General features: G+C 57.7%; 18 protein-coding genes. 10 read left to right on the forward strand and 8 right to left on the reverse strand.

Annotated elements, in window-relative coordinates; translation table 11 throughout:
* Positions 1-73: 73 nt before the first annotated feature.
* From ACOQH0_RS22610 to cpxP, 4 genes are all read right to left on the reverse strand, one after another.
* Positions 74-1,063, reverse strand: coding sequence for a sulfate ABC transporter substrate-binding protein (locus ACOQH0_RS22610; RefSeq protein ID WP_042718182.1), 990 nt, complete (start codon positions 1,061-1,063; stop codon positions 74-76).
* 235 nt (positions 1,064-1,298) lie between these two features.
* Positions 1,299-2,261: a 6-phosphofructokinase gene (gene pfkA, locus ACOQH0_RS22615; protein WP_421511242.1), complete on the reverse strand. Its 963-nt coding sequence runs from the start codon at positions 2,259-2,261 to the stop codon at positions 1,299-1,301.
* A 174-nt stretch (positions 2,262-2,435) separates the two neighbouring features.
* Positions 2,436-3,329 carry a CDF family cation-efflux transporter FieF gene (gene fieF / locus ACOQH0_RS22620; protein ID WP_010436917.1) on the reverse strand — a complete coding sequence of 298 codons (894 nt, stop codon included), beginning with the start codon at positions 3,327-3,329 and terminating at the stop codon, positions 2,436-2,438.
* A 153-nt stretch (positions 3,330-3,482) separates the two neighbouring features.
* The gene (gene cpxP / locus ACOQH0_RS22625) at positions 3,483-3,989 is read right to left on the reverse strand and encodes a cell-envelope stress modulator CpxP (RefSeq protein WP_420985051.1); all 507 of its coding nucleotides are present in this window, start codon (positions 3,987-3,989) and stop codon (positions 3,483-3,485) included.
* Positions 3,990-4,139: 150 nt separating this feature from the next.
* On the opposite strand from cpxP, the gene cpxR reads away from it, so the two are divergent.
* Together cpxR and cpxA are read left to right on the forward strand one after the other, a co-directional pair.
* Complete coding sequence (gene cpxR, locus ACOQH0_RS22630) at positions 4,140-4,838, forward strand: envelope stress response regulator transcription factor CpxR (RefSeq protein WP_003862004.1); 699 nt, start codon at positions 4,140-4,142, stop codon at positions 4,836-4,838.
* Entirely contained in the window at positions 4,835-6,208 is a 1,374-nt protein-coding gene (cpxA, locus tag ACOQH0_RS22635; protein ID WP_010436910.1) for an envelope stress sensor histidine kinase CpxA, read from the forward strand. The genes cpxR and cpxA overlap by 4 nt, the downstream gene beginning before the upstream one ends.
* 52 nt (positions 6,209-6,260) lie before the next feature.
* Here cpxA and yiiM read toward each other — a convergent pair whose 3' ends face one another.
* Together yiiM and sodA are read right to left on the reverse strand one after the other, a co-directional pair.
* Entirely contained in the window at positions 6,261-6,935 is a 675-nt protein-coding gene (gene yiiM / locus ACOQH0_RS22640; RefSeq protein ID WP_089599292.1) for a 6-hydroxyaminopurine reductase, read from the reverse strand.
* Between the two features lie 71 nt (positions 6,936-7,006).
* The gene (gene sodA, locus ACOQH0_RS22645) at positions 7,007-7,627 is read right to left on the reverse strand and encodes a superoxide dismutase [Mn] (protein WP_010436906.1); all 621 of its coding nucleotides are present in this window, start codon (positions 7,625-7,627) and stop codon (positions 7,007-7,009) included.
* Between the two features lie 288 nt (positions 7,628-7,915).
* On the opposite strand from sodA, the gene rhaT reads away from it, so the two are divergent.
* Complete coding sequence (gene rhaT / locus ACOQH0_RS22650; RefSeq protein ID WP_108417949.1) at positions 7,916-8,950, forward strand: L-rhamnose/proton symporter RhaT; 1,035 nt, start codon at positions 7,916-7,918, stop codon at positions 8,948-8,950.
* Here the strand turns inward: rhaT and rhaR are convergent, their stop codons facing one another.
* Together rhaR and rhaS (ACOQH0_RS22660) are read right to left on the reverse strand one after the other, a co-directional pair.
* Entirely contained in the window at positions 8,951-9,799 is an 849-nt protein-coding gene (rhaR, locus tag ACOQH0_RS22655) for an HTH-type transcriptional activator RhaR (protein WP_303569452.1), read from the reverse strand. It lies immediately after the preceding gene.
* Between the two features lie 73 nt (positions 9,800-9,872).
* Complete coding sequence (gene rhaS / locus ACOQH0_RS22660) at positions 9,873-10,709, reverse strand: HTH-type transcriptional activator RhaS (RefSeq protein ID WP_303569455.1); 837 nt, start codon at positions 10,707-10,709, stop codon at positions 9,873-9,875.
* Between the two features lie 301 nt (positions 10,710-11,010).
* Between rhaS (ACOQH0_RS22660) and rhaB the strand changes: the two genes are divergently transcribed.
* The 7 genes from rhaB (at position 11,011) to ACOQH0_RS22695 (ending at position 19,377) form a co-directional block, all read left to right on the forward strand.
* The gene (gene rhaB, locus ACOQH0_RS22665) at positions 11,011-12,480 is read left to right on the forward strand and encodes a rhamnulokinase (RefSeq protein ID WP_421511243.1); all 1,470 of its coding nucleotides are present in this window, start codon (positions 11,011-11,013) and stop codon (positions 12,478-12,480) included.
* Entirely contained in the window at positions 12,477-13,736 is a 1,260-nt protein-coding gene (gene rhaA, locus ACOQH0_RS22670; RefSeq protein WP_421511244.1) for an L-rhamnose isomerase, read from the forward strand. The genes rhaB and rhaA overlap by 4 nt, the downstream gene beginning before the upstream one ends.
* Before the next feature lie 121 nt (positions 13,737-13,857).
* Positions 13,858-14,688: a rhamnulose-1-phosphate aldolase gene (rhaD, locus tag ACOQH0_RS22675; RefSeq protein WP_421512390.1), complete on the forward strand. Its 831-nt coding sequence runs from the start codon at positions 13,858-13,860 to the stop codon at positions 14,686-14,688.
* Positions 14,689-14,770: 82 nt separating this feature from the next.
* The gene (gene rhaS, locus ACOQH0_RS22680; protein WP_420985057.1) at positions 14,771-15,757 is read left to right on the forward strand and encodes a rhamnose ABC transporter substrate-binding protein; all 987 of its coding nucleotides are present in this window, start codon (positions 14,771-14,773) and stop codon (positions 15,755-15,757) included.
* Positions 15,758-15,866: 109 nt separating this feature from the next.
* Entirely contained in the window at positions 15,867-17,369 is a 1,503-nt protein-coding gene (locus ACOQH0_RS22685; protein ID WP_421511245.1) for a sugar ABC transporter ATP-binding protein, read from the forward strand.
* Positions 17,369-18,373 (forward strand): ABC transporter permease, encoded by a 1,005-nt coding sequence (locus ACOQH0_RS22690; protein WP_042716417.1) that lies wholly within the window; start codon positions 17,369-17,371, stop codon positions 18,371-18,373. The genes ACOQH0_RS22685 and ACOQH0_RS22690 overlap by 1 nt, the downstream gene beginning before the upstream one ends.
* Entirely contained in the window at positions 18,370-19,377 is a 1,008-nt protein-coding gene (locus tag ACOQH0_RS22695; protein ID WP_211450084.1) for an ABC transporter permease, read from the forward strand. The genes ACOQH0_RS22690 and ACOQH0_RS22695 overlap by 4 nt, the downstream gene beginning before the upstream one ends.
* Positions 19,378-19,460: the final 83 nt, after the last annotated feature.

The raw sequence follows: 19,460 nt of genomic DNA on the forward strand, positions 1-19,460 counted from the left end.
GCAAAATGATGACCAAATAAAAAACCCGGCGGATTTCTCACACCGGGTCACCGTGTCGTTCGTTGTGTCGCGCTTAGCGTTTGCTGATCTGGTCGAAGGTGCCGCCGTTAGAGAAATGCTCTTTCTGCGCTTTAGTCCAGCCGCCGAAAACATCGTCAATGGTGAAGAGCTTCAGTTTCGGGAATTCGCTGTCGTATTTCTTCGCCACAGCCGGGTCACGCGGGCGATAGAAGTTCTTCGCCGCGATTTCCTGACCTTCCGGAGAGTAGAGATACTTCAGGTAGGCTTCCGCCACCGCTTTGGTGTCTTTCTTCTCAACGACTTTGTCGACCACGGAGACGGTCGGCTCGGCGAGGATAGATTCGCTTGGGGTGACGATCTCGAACTTGTCTTTACCCAGCTCGTTGGTCGCCAGCAGGGCTTCGTTTTCCCACGCAATCAGCACGTCGCCGATGCCGCGCTCAACGAAGGTGTTGGTTGCGCCGCGCGCGCCGGAATCCAGCACTTCAACGTTTTTAAACAGCGCTTTCACGAATTCCTGCGCTTTAGCCTGGTCACCGTTGTTGTGGTGCAGGGCGTAGCCCCAGGCCGCCAGGTAATTCCAGCGCGCGCCGCCGGAGCTTTTCGGGTTAGGGGTAATCACGGAAACGCCCGGTTTAATCAGGTCGTTCCAGTCCTTAATTTGTTTCGGGTTGCCTTTACGCACCAGGAAAACGATGGTCGAGGTGTATGGCGCGGAGTTGTCCGGCAGACGTTTGATCCAGTTTTTATCAATACGGCCACGTTCCGCGATTGCGTCCACGTCGTAGGCCAGCGCCAGGGTCACCACGTCAGCTTCAATGCCGTTAATTACAGACGTTGCCTGTTTGCCCGAGCCGCCGTGAGACTGGCGAATCACCACGTTATCGCCGGTTTCCTGCTTGTAGTGCGCCGCGAAGGCTTTGTTGTATTGATCGTACAGCTCACGCGTCGGGTCGTACGACACGTTCAGTAACTGGATGTCCTTTGCCAGAACGCTGGTCGATGCCAGCAATAATGTTAAACCCACGCCCCATTTATTCATCGCCCAGCTCTCTTGTGTAGTGTTTTGATGAATGCAGCGTGCCAGAAAGCGAATCGATGATTAAAGAATAAAAAAAGATTGGCTATAACGTAGTGGAATAAAAGAGTGGATGAGTGGCCTGATGCCCTCACCCCGGCCCTCTCCCACGGGAGAGGGAGTAAACATAAAAAAACGGTAACCCAGGGGTTACCGTTTTGCATTTACCTTGCGCCACCCGGCACAATACAGACGCCGATCAGTACAGTTTTTTCGCGCAGTCCAGCCAGTCACCTTTGAACGGACGCTTCATGTTTTCAATCGCGTCGATGATGTCATGGTGTACCAGCTGTTCGTTCTGAATACCGACGCAACGACCGCCATGCCCCTGCAGCAGCAGTTCGATAGCATACGCACCCATACGGGAGGCCAGAATACGATCGTACGGGCCAGGGGAACCGCCACGCTGGATATGACCCAGAACGGTCGCACGGGTTTCGCGTTTGGTTTCGGTTTCGATGTAATTCGCCAGCTCGTCAACGTCGCAGATGTGCTCGGTGATGGCGACAATGGCGTGTTTTTTACCTTTCGCGATACCGGCTTTGATTTCGTTCACCAGATCTTCACGGCTGAATTCCACTTCCGGCACCACCACGAACTCACAGCCACCGGCGATAGCGGCCGCCAGCGTCAGATCGCCGCAGTAACGACCCATCACTTCAACGATGGAGATACGCTGGTGAGAAGAAGAGGTGTCACGCAGGCGGTCAATCGCTTCAACAACGGTACCCAGCGCAGTGAAGTAACCGATGGTGTAGTCAGTGCCTTTGATGTCGTTGTCGATGGTGCCAGGCAGACCGATGCACGGGAAGCCCATTTCGGTCAGACGTTTTGCACCCATATAAGAGCCGTCACCACCGATAACAACCAGTGCGTCCAGGCCACGTTTCTTCATGTTTTCGATAGCCACTTCGCGAACGTGTTCATCACGGAATTCCGGGAAGCGCGCAGAACCGAGGAAGGTACCGCCACGGTTGATCATGTCAGACACGCTGTAGCGGTCCAGTTGAACCATGCGGTCTTCGTACAGACCCAGGTAACCGTCATAAACGCCAAACACTTCCAGACCTTCCGTCAGTGCTGCACGGACAACACCACGAATTGCCGCGTTCATGCCCGGCGCATCACCGCCGCTTGTCAACACACCGATTTTCTTAATCATGACTACCTCTGAACTTAGGAATGCAAAATTGAAATCTGTTGCCGGAAGAAACTGTTCGACCAACGAATACTGCAAATAGTATATCAATCGCTTCCAGCTGAATTGATTCAGGTCAGACCAAATGGCGGTAATTTATACACAAAATGCTGGCCTGGCTCACTTTTTTACAACGAATTACGAAAGCTCAACATGTCCGGGTACAACCGAGCAGGGATCCTGGTGAATGATGACGTCCGAACCAGGAAAACGCTGCAAAATCGCCTGCTCGACCTGCTCAGCTATAACGTGAGCCTGAACCAACGGCAGGTTGTCTTCCATTTCAATGTGGATCTGTATAAAGCGGGTCGGCCCTGACTGCCGCGTACGAAGATCGTGGGCACCACTGACGCCGGGCCAGTGGGTCACGATGGCAAAAATTTCATCACGTTCTGCATCAGGCAGCGCACGGTCAAGAAGCGATTGCACCGCTTCATATCCCATCCGTAAGGCGCTATATAAGATATAGACCCCTATCCCTAACGCAAACAATGCATCGGCCCGATGCCAGCCATACCAGGCCAGACCGAGCGCAATAAGAATAGCCCCATTCATCATAACATCAGACTGATAATGAAGCATATCCGCCCGTACAGCCTGGCTTTGTGTTTTACGCACGACCCAGCGCTGGAACGTTACCAGAACAAGTGTGCTAATAAGTGCAATGACCGTGACGATCACGCCGACACCGGGATCGTTCATCGGTGAGGGTGAAATGAGATGCTGAATACCGGTCAAAAACAGGAACAGCGCGGAGCCAGAAATAAACATGCTTTGCGCCAGCGCCGCGAGCGATTCTGCTTTTCCGTGTCCAAATGTGTGCTCTTCATCCGCCGGTTGCAGCGAATAGCGCACCACCAGCAGGTTGGTCAGCGAGGCGGCAATATCCACTAAAGAATCCACCAGCGCCGCCAGAATACTGACCGAGCCGGTGTACCACCACGCGAAAATTTTGATCACCAGCAAACACGACGCCATTATCGTCGCGGCGATTGCGGCCCGGCTTACCAGCCGTCCATAGGATTGATTCATAAACACTCCTGTCATGCCATGGCGCTAGTATAACGGATGGTTGCGGAGTCAAAGGATGAATAAACGGTTAACAAAAGAGAATGACGGGCAAAAAAAACCCCCACATCATGTGGGGGAAGACAGGGATGGTGTCTATGGCAAGGAAAACAGGGTTTACTGGTTACTACGGGTACTGCTATTGCTACTGAAAAGCGTCGTTTCTGAGCTTCGCTGCATCCGTGCAACCTTACGCAACTGGTCCATCCGTTGCTGATGTTTGTCGTTCAAAACCGCTTGCTGCTCAGGCGACAACAGGTGGAACATCTGGTTGCGGACCTTCGCCATCTCTACCTGGCGGGCAACCTGTTCCTGTGCCATTTTTTCTGCCTGAGCGCGTACAGCGCTTTCGTCAAAATTTTCTGCGGTGACAAGGCGATGCATTGTCTCCATTTCGCTAACATTAACAGGGGGCTGGTCGTGTCTTGCCCTCTGCATCAGATCTCGCATCTGTTGACGCTGATGTTCGGTTAAACTTATGCCGTCAAACATATGGCTTTGGCCGCTGTGCTGCGTTGTACCCTCTTGCGAGGAACTGTTATCGCCGATGATAGCTACAGCAGCCTGGCTAAACGCACTGAACGCCAGCGTTGAGGCCATGACGGCAGCGGTAACTTTGCGCATCACTTGCTCCCAAAATCTTTCGTGTCGCGATTCAACGAGAGACAGTCTACGATTCAGGCTGCAAACATGCGTCAGGGGGTGTAAAACAACGTAAAGTCATGGATTAGATAGCCTTGATGTCGTAATTTCTGCCTCGGAGGTATTTAAACAATGAATAAAATCCTGTTAGTTGATGATGACCGAGAGCTCACATCTCTTTTAAAGGAGTTGCTCGACATGGAAGGTTTCAACGTCCTGGTTGCCCACGATGGCGAGCAGGCGCTGAGTCTCCTTGACGACAGCATCGATTTACTTTTGCTCGACGTGATGATGCCGAAGAAAAACGGCATTGATACGTTGAAAGAGCTTCGCCAGACACACCAGACCCCCGTAATCATGCTGACCGCGCGTGGCAGCGAACTTGACCGCGTACTCGGCCTTGAGCTGGGCGCGGATGACTATTTACCGAAGCCGTTCAACGACCGTGAACTGGTGGCCCGTATTCGCGCGATCCTGCGTCGTTCCCACTGGAGCGAGCAGCAGCAGAATACCGACAACAGCTCACCAACGCTGGAAGTGGACTCCCTGAGCCTGAACCCGGGCCGTCAGGAAGCGAGCTTCGACGGTGAAACGCTGGAACTGACCGGCACCGAGTTCACCCTGCTTTACCTGCTGGCGCAGCATCTCGGCCAGGTGGTATCGCGTGAACATTTAAGTCAGGAAGTGCTGGGCAAACGCCTTACCCCGTTTGACCGCGCCATCGACATGCACATCTCTAACCTGCGCCGCAAGCTGCCGGAGCGTAAAGATGGTCACCCATGGTTTAAAACCCTGCGTGGTCGCGGTTATCTGATGGTTTCCGCTTCATGATAGGCAGCTTAACCGCCCGCATCTTCGCCATCTTCTGGCTGACGCTGGCACTGGTTTTAATGCTCGTTTTGATGTTGCCAAAACTCGACTCACGCCAGATGACGGAGCTTCTCGACAGCGAGCAACGTCAGGGCGTGATGATCGAGCAGCACGTGGAAGCCGAGCTGGCAAACGATCCGCCGAACGATTTAATGTGGTGGCGCAGATTATTTCGCGCTATCGACAAGTGGGCGCCGCCCGGACAACGCCTGCTGCTGGTCACCAGCGAAGGCCGCGTCATTGGGGCCGATCGCAATGAAATGCAGATTATCCGTAACTTCATTGGCCAGGCGGATAACGCCGATCACCCACAGAAGAAGAAATATGGTCGGGTAGAGATGGTTGGCCCTTTCTCGGTACGGGATGGGGAAGATAACTATCAGCTTTACCTGATTCGCCCTGCGAGCAACTCCCAGTCCGATTTCATCAACCTGCTGTTTGACCGCCCTCTGCTACTGCTGATTGTCACCATGCTGGTCAGCTCGCCGCTGCTGTTATGGCTGGCGTGGAGTCTGGCAAAACCGGCGCGTAAGCTGAAAAATGCGGCGGATGAAGTGGCTCAGGGTAACCTGCGACAACACCCTGAACTGGAAGCAGGGCCGCAGGAGTTCCTTGCCGCCGGAACCAGTTTTAACCAGATGGTGAGCGCGCTGGATCGCATGATGACCGCCCAGCAGCGTCTGCTGTCGGATATCTCGCACGAGCTGCGCACCCCGCTCACGCGCTTACAGCTTGGCACCGCCCTGCTGCGACGCCGTAGCGGTGAGAGCAAAGAGCTGGAGCGTATTGAGACGGAAGCTCACCGTCTGGACAGCATGATTAACGACCTGCTGGTGATGTCGCGCAATCAGCAGAAAAACGCGCTGGTGAGCGAAACGGTCAAAGCTAATCACCTGTGGCACGAGGTGCTGGACAACGCGGCGTTTGAAGCGGAACAGATGGGTAAATCCTTCACCGTCAACTTCCCGCCGGGCCCGTGGCCGCTGTACGGTAACCCCAACACGCTGGAAAGCGCGCTGGAGAATATCGTGCGTAACGCCCTGCGCTATTCGCACACGAAGATTGAGGTGGCGTTCTCGGTGGATAAAGATGGGATCACCATCATCGTGGACGATGACGGCCCTGGCGTCAGCCCGGAAGATCGCGAACAGATTTTCCGTCCGTTCTACCGTACCGACGAAGCGCGCGACCGCGAATCAGGCGGCACGGGGCTGGGACTGGCGATTGTTGAAACCGCCATGCAGCAGCACCGAGGCTGGGTGAAAGCCGACGACAGCCCGCTGGGCGGGTTGCGGTTAACGCTGTGGCTGCCGTTGTATAAGCGTTCGTAGCTGTGGTGCCGGGTGGCGGCTTCGCCTTACCCGGCCTACATTCTTCCGTGGGTTATTTACCCCACAATCGCCGAGAATTATCCTCGATCTTGCCGCTTACGCGCCGCTTCTGCATCGTTCTGGTCCAACTGGTCGATAACCCCGCCGCCGACAGCAGGCGATGATACTGCTCGTCGTCAAACGGCATATGCCAGGCAATAGCGCAGGCCTCATACACGGAGACATCGCTCAGCCGCGACGCCAGCTCCAGCGGTGCATCCGCAGAAACCTGCCCGGCCAGCACCACGCGGTAGAGCCAGCCGGTTTTACCCGCATTTTGCAGCTGCTCGGACATATCGCTGATGCCGAAATGGTAGTTGAGCTTGAAGCACGGCGAGCGCGGCTGCGTCACCTGAATCAGGGCGTCGCCCCAGCGGTAAATATCACCGATAAAGACGTTTTTCTCGGTCAGCCCTTCGGTCGAGAGGTTCTCGCCAAACGCGGGGGCGACAAACAGCTCCGCCTGTTCGGGGAATTCGGCTTTCCAGTGATGATAGTGCTCGCGCGGATAGTGGCACAGCGCGCGCTCGGGCCCGCCGTGGATTTTCTTTTCGGCCTGCTCGTCACCCGCCAACCCGAGGTCGGTTAGCGTCAGCTCGCCGTCGACCTGAATTTTAGCGATGGCGCTCGGGCGGCTGCCGTCATACTCCCTGACCTTGCCTGTAAACACATTCACCGGGTAATGCATTGCTGCCTCCATTACGCAGATACAAAAAAAGCGAGTCATAAGACTCGCTTCTCACAGGCGTCAATGCAACCTTATTTTTTAGCGGCGAAACGCGCTGCTGCTTCGTCCCAGTTCACCACGTCCCAGAAGGCTTTGATGTAGTCCGGGCGACGGTTCTGGAATTTCAGGTAGTAAGCGTGTTCCCACACGTCCAGGCCCACGATTGGGAAGCCGGATGCGCCAGAAATTGCTTCACCCATCAGCGGGGAGTCCTGGTTAGCGGTAGAAACAACCGCCAGCTTGTCGCCTTTCAGAACCAGCCACGCCCAGCCAGAGCCGAAACGGGTTGCAGCGGCTTTTTCGAATTCCGCTTTGAAGTTGTCTACGGAACCGAAGTCACGCTCGATAGCCGCTTTCAGGTCGCCCTGCAGGGTGGTACCGGTTTTCAGGCCTTTCCAGAACAGGCTGTGGTTAGCGTGACCGCCCGCATTGTTACGCAGAACGGTTTTCTTGTCCGCTGGCAGCTGGTCCAGCTTGGTGATCAGCTCTTCAGCAGACAGGTTCGCGAACTCTGGCAGGCTTTCCAGCGCGGCGTTCGCGTTGTTCACATAGGTCTGGTGGTGTTTAGTGTGATGGATTTCCATCGTCTGCTTGTCGAAATGCGGTTCCAGTGCGTCGTAGGCATACGGCAGGGATGGCAGTGTATAACTCATAATCCTCTCCATTATTGTCGGGCGGCACAGCTGTTAATGCCGCGTAAGCAGTTGGTTCATTATAGTTAATTAAATGATATTGAAAATGATTATCAATGCCGTAGTTTTTATAAGGTTATTCGTTTTTCGATTAATGGCGGAAATGTGAGTCTGCTCACGCGGTTAACGTGCTGATTGCCATCCAGAACAAAAGTGCGGCAACCTTCTGAAGGTTCCCAAACCGCCTAATTTTTACACTCATCAAGTCGGCGGGAAGCCACCGACTATAAAAACGATGAGGATGTAAAAATGAATCATGCGATTACGATGGGTATCTTCTGGCATTTGATAGGCGCGGCCAGTGCTGCCTGTTTCTATGCCCCGTTTAAAAAAGTGAAAGGCTGGTCATGGGAAACCATGTGGTCCGTTGGCGGTACCGTGTCATGGCTGATTTTGCCGTGGACCATTAGCGCCATGCTGCTCCCGGATTTCTGGGGCTACTTCTCCTCCTTCAGCGCCTCTACCCTGCTGCCGGTATTTCTGTTCGGCGCGATGTGGGGCATCGGCAACATCAACTACGGCCTCACCATGCGCTATCTCGGCATGTCGATGGGCATCGGCATCGCGATTGGCATTACGCTTATCGTCGGCACCCTGATGACGCCGATCCTCAACGGCAACTTTGACGTGCTAATCAACACGCAGGGCGGACGAATGACGCTGCTTGGCGTGCTGGTCGCGGTGATCGGCGTGGGTATCGTCACCCGCGCGGGCCAGTTGAAAGAGCGCAAGATGGGCATCAGGGCCGAAGACTTCAACCTGAAGAAAGGGCTGCTGCTGGCGGTGATGTGCGGCATCTTCTCGGCGGGCATGTCGTTCGCCATGAACGCCGCCAAACCGATGCACGAAGCGGCCGCGGCGCTGGGCGTTGACCCGCTGTACGCTGCCCTGCCAAGCTACGTGGTGATCATGGGCGGCGGCGCGCTGGTGAACCTCGGTTTCTGCTGTATTCGTCTGGCAAAAGTGAAGAACCTGTCGGTAAAAGCCGACTTCTCGCTGGCAAAACCGCTCATCATCACCAACGTGCTGCTCTCCGCTCTCGGCGGCCTGATGTGGTACCTGCAGTTCTTCTTCTACGCCTGGGGCCACGCCAGTATTCCGGCGCAGTACGACTACATGAGCTGGATGCTGCACATGAGCTTCTACGTGCTGTGCGGCGGGCTGGTTGGGCTGGTGCTGAAGGAGTGGAACAACGCCGGGCGTCGTCCGGTGGGCGTGCTGAGCCTGGGCTGCGTGGTGATTATCATTGCCGCCAACATCGTTGGCCTCGGCATGGCGAACTGACTACGCCGCCTTTCGACTGCGATGACGCCACTGAACCGGCGTCATCCCCACCTCGCGGTTAAACACCACCGAAAAGTAGTTGCTGTCCTCAAAGCCGCAGCGCATCGCCACTTCACTCACCATCAGCTCCGTATGCTGCAGCAGATACTGGGCGTGGCAGATGCGCAGCTGGCGCAGGTAGTGGTTTACCGTCATCCCCGTCTGGGTGCGGAACTGCTGGCGCAGCGCGCGCTCGCTGCACTGCTCCTGCTCGCAGAATTTCTCCAGCAAGAAGCTTTTGTTCAGGCTGCCCGCAAGCGTGGTGATGAGCTTATCCAGCAGCGCTTCCTGCGTCGTGGCGGAGGGATTATCGGTGGCGTAACGGTGACGTTTCAGCGTCATCACCAGCTGGGCGAAAAGCAGCTCCGCCATCTGGTTGGCGACCGGGTCGCTCTTCTGGCTCTCCTGCTCCAGCTGAGAGATAACCTGCCGAACCTGGGTCATGCCGCCGCTGCTTAAGCGCCAGTGCGGTTCTCCTCGGGCATCAAGAAAACCGGGAATGTTGGCCACCCAGTCGACGTTAAGCCTGAGCCTGTCCGGGCAGTAGATGACGTTCTGCAGCACCAGGTCGTTAACCGAGGCGTAGGAGTGTTTATCTTCGGCGCGGATGTAGAACAGATCCCCGCGCGTGATGCGGTAGGGTCGGTCGTTGAGGACGTGCAGGCCGTTGCCGCGCCACACCAGCACCAGCTCGCAGAACTCGTGGGTATGCTCGGCAAAGACGTTTTGCGGGTAGCGATCGGCCACCGCGACGGCCTGACTCGCGGAGGCAAAAAAATCATCTTTGCGAAGGATTAACTGAGCAGCCACACCACGACCTCTGTGCCGAAAAACCTGACATTATTAGCTTTATTGCGGCAATAAAACGGTGACTGCCCTCGCGTTACTGAAGCAATGCGTCTTTTCCCTGACGAATATCGCGCGGCGACCAGCTAAACTCCCGACGAAAAAGCGTCGAAAAGTGGTTACTGTCGCCGAAACCGCAGCGATAGGCGATATCCGTGACGCTTTCGTCAGTATGGCGTAAAAGATGACGCGCTTTGATTAACCGCAGGCGGTTAAGGTAGCGTTGCGGCGTCAGCCCGGTGTGCTGCTTCAGCTGGCGATGCAGGGTGCGCAGCGATAGCGAAAAATCATCCGCCAGCGTTTCCCAGCTGACATCTTCGGCGAAATGGTCTTCCAGCCAGGCCATCAGATGGTTCAGCCGGGCGTCGTTGTTTTCCAGCCCCTCCACCAGACTACTGCGGCGCAGCAGCACCAGCAGCTGCATGAACAGCAGCTCGCGCGTGGCAATGGCGTGCGTCTCCTGCCCGTCCTCGCTCTGCTCCATCTGGCTCACCAGCTGTCGCACCTGCTGTAAGGTGGACTGATTCACCCGCCAGTGCGACGGATAGTGTCCGTCCTGCTCCTGTGGCAGCAGCTGATTCAGCCCGGAGAGAAACTGGAACGCGTCCGGGGAACGATAGAGCACGTTGGTCAGGCACAGGTTGTCGGTATGTTCATACAGGTGCCTGTCGTGGTCCCGCACGAAGCACACGGTGCCGCCGCTGATGGTATACGGCTGGCCGTTAAACACGTGAATGCCCGTGCCGTGCTCAACAATCACAATCTCATGGAAATCATGATGATGCTCCGGGAATGCGGCCTGAGGGAGCCGTGGCTCAATCGCGACGGGCGACCCTCCTGCAGGGAAAAAATCCACGCTGTGTAGTACGGTCATAACGGCCCCCACCAATGAGAAATGTTCTCAAAATAGTAATTAAGGCCTTGCACCCTCACCTTAAATTTTCGGCAGCAAACCTCGCAAAAGCTGTCCGTTTTTCAAGAAACCGGTGGAAAGATCGGGAAATGCGGTAAGCGTCACACTGCCTGAAACCCCCGCAATTACTGGAAACTGTGAACTCCCTCACGTTCATCTTTGCTTTCTTGCCAGCGCCGGATTTGGCCTGTCAGTGGCGAGAAGGTGCCTTTTTCTTCCCTTTCTTACACTCATCGCTAATGAATTAAGAAAGGATCCGACCATGACTTTTCGCCATTGTGTGGCTGTCGATTTAGGCGCATCCAGCGGCCGCGTAATGCTCGCCACCTGGGACTGTAGCCAGCGCACACTTTCGCTTCGCGAAATGCACCGTTTCGCCAACTGCCTGAAAAAGCAGGACGGTGTTGAGACCTGGGATATCGATGCCCTGGAGGCGGAGATCCGCACCGGGCTGAACAACGTCTGCAACGACGGCATTCGTATCGACAGCATCGGTATTGATACCTGGGGCGTGGATTACGTGCTGCTGGACGGTAACGGCGAGCGCGTCGGCCTGCCCGTCTCCTACCGCGACAGCCGCACCGACGGCCTGATGGCGCACGCTATCGCCCAGCTTGGCAAGGACAACATCTACGGGCGCAGCGGCATTCAGTTTCTGCCGTTTAACACGCTGTACCAGCTGCGCGCTCTCGTCGAGCAGCAGCCGGAGCTGGTCGCGAACGTGGCCCACGCGCTGCTGATCCCGGATTACCTGAGCTACCGCCTGACCGGCAATATGAACTGGGAATACACCAACGCCACCACCACCCAACTGGTGAACATCAACACCGATAACTGGGATGAAAACCTGCTGGCGTGGACGGGCGCGTCGCCGTCCTGGTTCGGCACGCCAACGCACCCCGGAAATGTGATCGGTCAGTGGATTTGCCCGCAGGGGAACGAAATCCCCGTCGTTGCCGTCGCCAGCCATGATACCGCCAGCGCGGTCATTGCCTCGCCGCTTTCCAGCAAAGACGCGGCGTACCTTTCTTCCGGCACCTGGTCGCTGATGGGCTTTGAGAGCAAAACGCCGTACACCAGCGATGCCGCGATGGCGGCGAACATCACTAACGAAGGTGGTGCGGAAGGGCGTTATCGCGTGCTGAAAAACATCATGGGCCTGTGGCTGCTTCAGCGCGTGCTGAAAGAGCAAAACGTTACCGACCTGCCTGCGCTTATCGCGGAGACAGAAAAGCTGAAGGCCTGCACCTTCCTGATCAACCCGAACGATAACCGCTTTATCAACCCGGCGCACATGAGCGCCGAAATCCAGGCCGCCTGTTTCGCCGCCGGGCAGCCGGTGCCGTCCAGCCCGGCAGAGCTAGCGCGCTGCATTTTTGACAGCCTCGCCCTGCTGTATGCCGACATCCTCAGCGAGCTAGCCGATCTGCGCGGTAAGCCGTTCAGCCAGCTGCACATCGTGGGCGGCGGCTGCCAGAACCAGCTGCTGAACCAGCTTTGCGCGGATGCCTGCGGCATCACCGTGGTGGCGGGCCCTGTAGAGGCTTCCACGCTCGGCAATATCGGCATTCAGCTGATGACGCTGGACGAACTCTCCAACGTTGACGACTTCCGTTCGGTGGTGGCGGCGAACGCCAGCCTGACCACCTTCACCCCCAATCCCTGCCATGAGATTGCCCGCTACCGGGCGCAGTTTCAGCAAAAACGACTGACTAAGGAGCTTTGCGCATGACCACTCAATTAGAACAAGCCTGGGACCTGGCTAAACAGCGTTTCGCCGCCGTCGGCGTGGATGTCGAAGAGGCCCTGCGCCAGCTCGACCGTCTGCCCGTCTCTATGCACTGCTGGCAGGGCGATGACGTCGCCGGTTTCGAGAACCCGGGCGGTTCCCTGACGGGTGGTATTCAGGCCACGGGTAATTATCCGGGCAAAGCACGTAACGCGACCGAACTGCGCGCCGACCTGGATCTGGCCCTGAGCCTGATCCCGGGGCCAAAGCGCCTGAACCTGCACGCGATTTACCTCGAATCCGACGAGCCGGTGGCGCGCAACGAAATCAAACCAGAACACTTTAAGAACTGGGTGGAGTGGGCAAAAGCCAATAAGCTGGGCCTGGATTTCAACCCGTCCTGCTTCTCGCATCCGCTGAGCGCGGACGGTTTTACCCTCGCCCACGCGGACGATGAAATCCGTCAGTTCTGGATCGACCACGTGAAGGCCAGCCGCCGCGTGTCTGCGTACTTTGGCGAGCAGCTGGGCACACCGTCGGTGATGAACATTTGGATCCCGGACGGCATGAAGGACATCACCGTCGACCGTCTGGCTCCGCGCCAGCGCCTGCTGGCCGCGCTGGATGAGGCCATCAGCGAGAAGCTGGACCCGGCGCACCACATCGACGCCGTGGAGAGCAAGCTGTTCGGCATTGGCGCCGAGAGTTACACCGTCGGCTCGAACGAGTTCTACATGGGGTACGCTACGAGCCGCCAGACCGCGCTGTGCCTGGATGCCGGTCACTTCCATCCGACCGAGGTGATCTCCGACAAAATCTCCGCTGCCATGCTCTACGTGCCGCGCCTGCTGCTGCACGTCAGCCGCCCGGTGCGCTGGGACAGCGACCACGTGGTGCTGCTGGATGACGAAACCCAGGCGATTGCGAGCGAAATCATCCGCCACGACCTCTTTGACCGCGTCCACATCGGCCTCGACTTCTTCGATGCCTCCATCAACCGCATCGCGGCGTGGGTTATCGGCACCCGCAACATGAAAAAAGCCCTGCTGCGCGCCCTGCTGGAGCCGACTGCCGAACTGAAAAAGCTGGAAGCAAACGGTGACTACACCGCGCGTCTGGCGCTGCTGGAAGAGCAGAAATCCCTGCCGTGGCAGGCGGTGTGGGAGATGTACTGCCAGCGTAACGACGCCCCGGCGGGGAGCCAGTGGCTGGACAACGTGCGGGCGTATGAGGAAGGCGTGTTGAGTCAGCGCGGGTAACTGCCCCCTCACCCCTGCCCTCTCCCCAAAGGGGAGAGGGAGCAAACCATCCCCTCTCCCCTTTGGGGAGAGGGTTAGGGTGAGGGGTTCAACCTCACCGCGATAACTGGAAATGAAAACTATGCAGACCATCACCACTTCCTGGTTCGTCCAGGGCATGATCAAAGCCACCTCTGACGCCTGGCTGAAGGGTTGGGACGAGCGCAACGGCGGCAACCTGACGCTGCGCCTGGACGACGCGGATATCGAACCCTTCGCGGCCGATTTCCACCAGAAGCCGCGCTATATCGCGCTGAGCCAGCCGATGCCGCTGCTCGCCAACACGCCGTTTATCGTCACCGGCTCCGGGAAGTTTTTCCGTAACGTCCAGCTCGACCCGCAGGCCAACCTCGGCGTGGTGAAGGTGGACAGCGACGGCGCGGGCTACCACATTCTGTGGGGGCTGACCGATGAAGCGGTGCCAACCTCTGAACTGCCGGCGCACTTCCTCTCCCACTGCGAGCGCATTAAGGCCACCAACGGCAAAGACCGCGTGATCATGCACTGTCACGCCACCAACCTGATCGCCCTGACCTACGTGCTGGAAAACAGCTCGGATTTCTTCACCCGCAAACTGTGGGAAGGCAGCACCGAGTGTCTGGTAGTGTTCCCGGACGGCGTCGGCATTTTGCCGTGGATGGTGCCGGGTACCGACGAAATTGGCCAGGCAACCGCAACGGATATGCAAAAACACGCTCTGGTGCTGTGGCCGTTCCACGGCGTCTTCGGCAGCGGCCCGACGCTTGATGAAACCTTTGGCCTGATCGACACCGCCGAGAAATCCGCGGAGGTGCTGGTGAAGGTCTATTCCATGGGCGGCATGAAGCAGACCATCACCCGGGAAGAGCTGATCGCCCTGGGCAAACGCTTTGGCGTCACCCCGATGCAGTCCGCGTTAGATCTGTACCCATAACAACATCGCGCCCCGCTCACCGAGACGGGGCGAAAACCACCTGCAATCCCTACAACTAACTCAAGTCAGTGGAGTAAAAGCAATGAAAATAAAGACAAGCTTGATCCTCACCGTTGCCGCTCTGGCGTTGTCCGGTTCCGCTTTAGCAGAAGTGAAAATCGCCCTGGTGGCGAAGTCCTTAGGGAATGGATTCTTCGAAGCAGCGAACGTCGGCGCGCAGGAGGCGGCCAAAGAGTTAGGCGATGTAAAAGTGATTTATACCGGCCCGACCACCACCACGGCAGAAGCGCAGATCGAGGTGCTGAACGGACTGATCGCCCAGGGCGTGGATGCGATCGCGATTTCCGCGAACGATCCGGACGCCTTAGTCCCGGTACTGAAAAAAGCGATGCAGCGCGGCATCAAGGTTGTGTCGTGGGATTCCGGCGTGGCAAAAGCCGGACGTCAGATCCACCTGAATCCGTCCAATAACGCCCTGATTGGCGAAACCAACGTCAAGCTCGCCGCTGACGCGCTGAAGGCGCTGAACGTGGAAAAAGGCGACGTGGCGGTGCTGAGCGCCACGCCAACATCAACAAACCAGAACACCTGGATTGCGGAGATGAAAAAGGTGCTGCCGAAGTACCCGTCCGTCAATCTGGTGACCGTGGCCTACGGGGACGATCTCTCTGATAAAAGCTACCGCGAGGCGGTCGGCCTTCTGAAAACCTACCCTGATTTGAAAGTGATCGTTTCACCGTCGTCCGTGGGCATTGTCGCTGCGGCGCAGGCAGTGAAAGACCAGGGCAAGATCGGCAAAGTGTACGTCACCGGGTTAGGCCTGCCGTCTGAAATGGCGGGCGCAGTGAAATCCGGCGCGAGCAAAAGCTTTGCCATCTGGAACCCGATTGACCTGGGCTATGCGGCAACCTATTTAGCAGACGATCTGGTGAAAGGCACTGCCACAAAGAGCGAGGCCAGCATGGGCAAGCTGGGCAAAGTGAAGCTGGATGCCGACGGCAACGGAGCGATGGCCGAGCCGTTCGTCTACGATGCCAGCAATATTGATAAGTTCTCGAAGATCTTTTGATCCTTTCCCCCTCTCCCTGTGGGAGAGGGCCGGGGTGAGGGCATCAGGCCGCATTTCCCCTCACCCTAGCCCTCTCCCACAGGGAGAGGGAATACTACGGAGAACTATCATGACCCCATTGCTACAGCTTTCTGGCATCACCAAGGTGTTCCCCGGCGTGCGTGCCCTTGAGAACGTGCAGCTTGCGCTCTGGCCCGGCAAAGTGACGGCGCTTATCGGCGAAAACGGCGCGGGTAAGTCGACGCTGGTCAAAGTGATGACCGGCATTTACCAGCCCGACGAGGGCGAGATCCTCTACAAAGCGATCCCCGTTCACCTCCCGACGCCGGACTCGGCGCATAAGATCGGCATCACCGCTATTCATCAGGAAACCGTCCTGTTCGATGAACTTTCGGTCACCGAAAATATCTTTGTCGGGCAGTACCTCTACAAAGGCGTTCTGAAAACGCTCGACTGGCCGGAGATGCACCGCCGGGCGCAGGCGATCCTCACCCGCCTTGAAGTGCAAATCGACCCGCGCGCGACGCTGAAAACCCTGAGCATCGCCCAGCGCCACATGGTCGCCATCGCCCGCGCCCTGTCGTTTGAGGCGCAGGTGGTTATCCTGGATGAACCTACAGCGGCGCTGTCGCAGCACGAAATCCTTGAGTTTTACCAAATCGTTGAGCGCCTGAAGCAGGAGGGCAAGGCCATCCTGTTTATCTCCCACAAGTTCGACGAAATCTTCGAACTTGCAGATCACTACACCATTTTGCGCGACGGCGTGTTCGTCGGAGAAGGCGCGATGAGTGCGATAACCGAAGAGCGGATGGTATCGATGATGGTCGGGCGCGCCATCACCCAGACCTTCCCGAAGGTGGCGTGTGAAAAAGGCGAGACGGTGCTGGAGGTAAAAAATCTCTGCCACCCGACCGAGTTCGCCAATATCTCCTTCTCCCTGCGTAAAGGGGAAATCCTCGGCTTCTATGGGCTGGTGGGCGCCGGGCGTACCGAGCTGATGCAAGCGCTTTCCGGCGTCACGCGGCCATCGTCAGGCGAAATTATTCTTAACGGTCAGGCCCGGCGCTTCCACCAACCTGCGGATGCGATCAAAGCCGGTATCGTCTGCGTGCCGGAAGAGCGGCAGAAGCAGGGCGCGATTATCGAACTGTCGATTGCCCAAAACATCAGCCTGCCGCAGCTTGGCAAGCTCAACCCGAACGGCGTGCTGCACGACGACCGCGAATGGCGGCTGGCGGATGAATACGCCAAACGCCTGCAGGTGAAAGCCTTTAGCTGGAAACAGGCGGTGGATACCCTCTCCGGCGGCAACCAGCAAAAGGTGGTTATCGGTAAGTGGCTGGCAACGCATCCTGACGTGATCATCCTCGATGAGCCGACAAAAGGCATCGATATCGGCTCAAAGGCAGCCGTTCATCAATTTATGTCCGAGCTGGTCGGCCAGGGGCTGGCGGTGATTATGGTCTCCTCCGAACTGCCGGAAGTGATGGGCATGGCGGACCGCATTATCGTGATGCACGAAGGGCTGATGGTGGCCGAATACCGGGCGGGTGACGCGACGGCGGAAACCATCGTCAGCGCCGCCAGCGGTGCAAAACAGGAGGCGGCATAATGCTTAACTCGCTGTTAAAACACCGCGAAGCCCTGCTGGGCGCGGTGATTGTGCTGATGGTCATCGCCATCGGCAGCCGCGTGCCGTCGTTTATCACACCGGGTAACCTGGTTGAGATGTTTAACGACACTTCCATTCTGATCGTCCTCGCGCTCGGGCAGATGATGGTGCTGCTCACCAAAGGTATCGACCTGTCGATGGCGGCCAATCTGGCGCTGACCGGGATGATTGTCGCCCTGATTAACGTCCATTATCCGGACGTGCCGGTCTGGGCACTGCTGATCCTCGCCAGCGCGCTCGGGCTGCTGATGGGCGCGATTAACGGCCTGCTGGTGTGGAAGCTGGGCATTCCGGCGATTGTGGTAACGCTCGGCACCATGAGCATCTACCGCGGGATTATCTTTTTGCTCTCCGGCGGCGGCTGGGTGAACGCCAACCAGATGGGCGCGGACTTCCTCGGCCTGCCGCGCGCCTCCGTGCTGGGCCTGCCGGTGCTGAGCTGGTGCGCCGTCGCCGCGCTGCTGCTGGTGGGTTACTTCCTGCGCTACAGCCGTACAGGACGGGCGCTGTATACCGCGGGCGGCAACGCTACGGCGGCGTACTACACCGGGATCAACGCCGGGAAAATGCAGTTTGTCAGCTTCTGCCTCTCCGGGCTGTTGGCCGGGTTTTGCGGGTATCTGTGGATTTCCCGTTTCGCCGTGGCCTATGTCGACGTGGCGAACGGCTTTGAGCTGCAGGTGGTCGCCGCCTGCGTGATTGGCGGCATCAGCACCATGGGAGGCACCGGGCGCGTACTCGGCTGCCTGTTCGGCGCGCTGTTCCTCGGCGTGATAAACAACGCCCTGCCGGTGATCGGCGTCTCCCCGTTCTGGCAAATGGCAATTTCCGGCACGGTGATCGTCATTGCGGTGCTGCTGAACGAACGCAGCAACAGGCGTAAAGGACGGCTGATTCTGCGCGACGCGGCGCTGGCACGTCAGAAACTGGCGGTGAAATCATGAGCAAAATGATGGCCTCTGAAGAGATCAAAAACGTGCCTGCTGTGCCGGGCATTTTCCAGCGCCTGCTGTGCTGGGAAGGCTTCCTGCTGGCGGTGACGCTGGCGGTATTCGTGGTGAACGCGCTGGCCTCGCCCTACTTCCTCAATGTCTGGAATCTCTCCGACGCGACGTTCAACTTCACCGAAAAAGCGATCATCGTGTTGCCGATGGCGATGCTGATTATCGCCCGGGAAATTGACCTGTCGGTGGCATCCACCATTGCGCTTAGCTCCACGGTGATGGGCTTCTGCGCGGCGGCGGGCGTGGATACGCCGCTGCTGGTCTGCGTCGGGCTGGGCGTGGGGCTGCTGTGCGGACTGTTCAACGGCATTCTGGTGACGCGCTTCAACCTGTCGTCCATCGTTATCACCATCGGCACCATGAGCCTGTACCGCGGGATCACCTACATCCTGCTCGGCGATAAGGCGCTGAACAGCTACCCGGAGAGCTTCGCCTGGTTCGGCCAGGGCTACGTCTGGGGCGCGCTGTCGTTTGAGTTCGCGCTGTTTATCGTGCTGGCCGCGGTGTTTGCCTTTGTGCTGCACCGCACCAACTTTGGCCGCCGCACCTACGCCATCGGCAATAACCCGACCGGCGCGTGGTATTCCGGCATCAACGTTAAGCGCCACAACCTGATCCTGTTCGCGCTGGTGGGGCTGATGTCCGGCCTGGCGTCGGTGCTGCTCACCTCGCGCCTGGGCAGCACCCGTCCGACGATTGCGATGGGCTGGGAGCTGGCAGTGGTAACGATGGCGGTGCTCGGCGGCGTCAATATTCTCGGCGGGTCCGGCAGCATGGTGGGCGTGATTATCGCCGCCTTCCTGATGGGACTGGTGACCTTTGGCCTGAGCCTGCTCAACGTGCCCGGCATCGTGATGTCGGTGATTATCGGCGCGATGCTGATCGTGGTGATTTCGCTGCCGATTATTACCCGCCGGGTAATGCAGCGAAGACGGATCTCATAGCCGGGTGGCACTGCGTTTACCCGGCCTACTTAACCGTAGGCCCGCGCAAGCGCAGCGCCGCCGGGCATAAAAATCACAGTAAT

It is taken from the genome of Enterobacter sp. JS8-1, from assembly GCF_049187015.1.
GTDB classification, from domain to species: domain Bacteria; phylum Pseudomonadota; class Gammaproteobacteria; order Enterobacterales; family Enterobacteriaceae; genus Enterobacter; species Enterobacter mori.

What these genes read in the sequence shown, in the direction of transcription:
- ACOQH0_RS22610 (WP_042718182.1), bottom strand. Translation starts at nt 1,063, where the DNA reads ATGAATAAATGGGGCGTGGGTTTAACATTATTGCTGGCATCGACCAGC.
- pfkA (WP_421511242.1), bottom strand. Translation starts at nt 2,261, where the DNA reads ATGATTAAGAAAATCGGTGTGTTGACAAGCGGCGGTGATGCGCCGGGC.
- fieF (WP_010436917.1), bottom strand. Translation starts at nt 3,329, where the DNA reads ATGAATCAATCCTATGGACGGCTGGTAAGCCGGGCCGCAATCGCCGCG.
- cpxP (WP_420985051.1), bottom strand. Translation starts at nt 3,989, where the DNA reads ATGCGCAAAGTTACCGCTGCCGTCATGGCCTCAACGCTGGCGTTCAGT.
- cpxR (WP_003862004.1), top strand. Translation starts at nt 4,140, where the DNA reads ATGAATAAAATCCTGTTAGTTGATGATGACCGAGAGCTCACATCTCTT.
- cpxA (WP_010436910.1), top strand. Translation starts at nt 4,835, where the DNA reads ATGATAGGCAGCTTAACCGCCCGCATCTTCGCCATCTTCTGGCTGACG.
- yiiM (WP_089599292.1), bottom strand. Translation starts at nt 6,935, where the DNA reads ATGCATTACCCGGTGAATGTGTTTACAGGCAAGGTCAGGGAGTATGAC.
- sodA (WP_010436906.1), bottom strand. Translation starts at nt 7,627, where the DNA reads ATGAGTTATACACTGCCATCCCTGCCGTATGCCTACGACGCACTGGAA.
- rhaT (WP_108417949.1), top strand. Translation starts at nt 7,916, where the DNA reads ATGAATCATGCGATTACGATGGGTATCTTCTGGCATTTGATAGGCGCG.
- rhaS (WP_303569455.1), bottom strand. Translation starts at nt 10,709, where the DNA reads ATGACCGTACTACACAGCGTGGATTTTTTCCCTGCAGGAGGGTCGCCC.
- rhaB (WP_421511243.1), top strand. Translation starts at nt 11,011, where the DNA reads ATGACTTTTCGCCATTGTGTGGCTGTCGATTTAGGCGCATCCAGCGGC.
- rhaA (WP_421511244.1), top strand. Translation starts at nt 12,477, where the DNA reads ATGACCACTCAATTAGAACAAGCCTGGGACCTGGCTAAACAGCGTTTC.
- rhaD (WP_421512390.1), top strand. Translation starts at nt 13,858, where the DNA reads ATGCAGACCATCACCACTTCCTGGTTCGTCCAGGGCATGATCAAAGCC.
- rhaS (WP_420985057.1), top strand. Translation starts at nt 14,771, where the DNA reads ATGAAAATAAAGACAAGCTTGATCCTCACCGTTGCCGCTCTGGCGTTG.
- ACOQH0_RS22685 (WP_421511245.1), top strand. Translation starts at nt 15,867, where the DNA reads ATGACCCCATTGCTACAGCTTTCTGGCATCACCAAGGTGTTCCCCGGC.
- ACOQH0_RS22690 (WP_042716417.1), top strand. Translation starts at nt 17,369, where the DNA reads ATGCTTAACTCGCTGTTAAAACACCGCGAAGCCCTGCTGGGCGCGGTG.
- ACOQH0_RS22695 (WP_211450084.1), top strand. Translation starts at nt 18,370, where the DNA reads ATGAGCAAAATGATGGCCTCTGAAGAGATCAAAAACGTGCCTGCTGTG.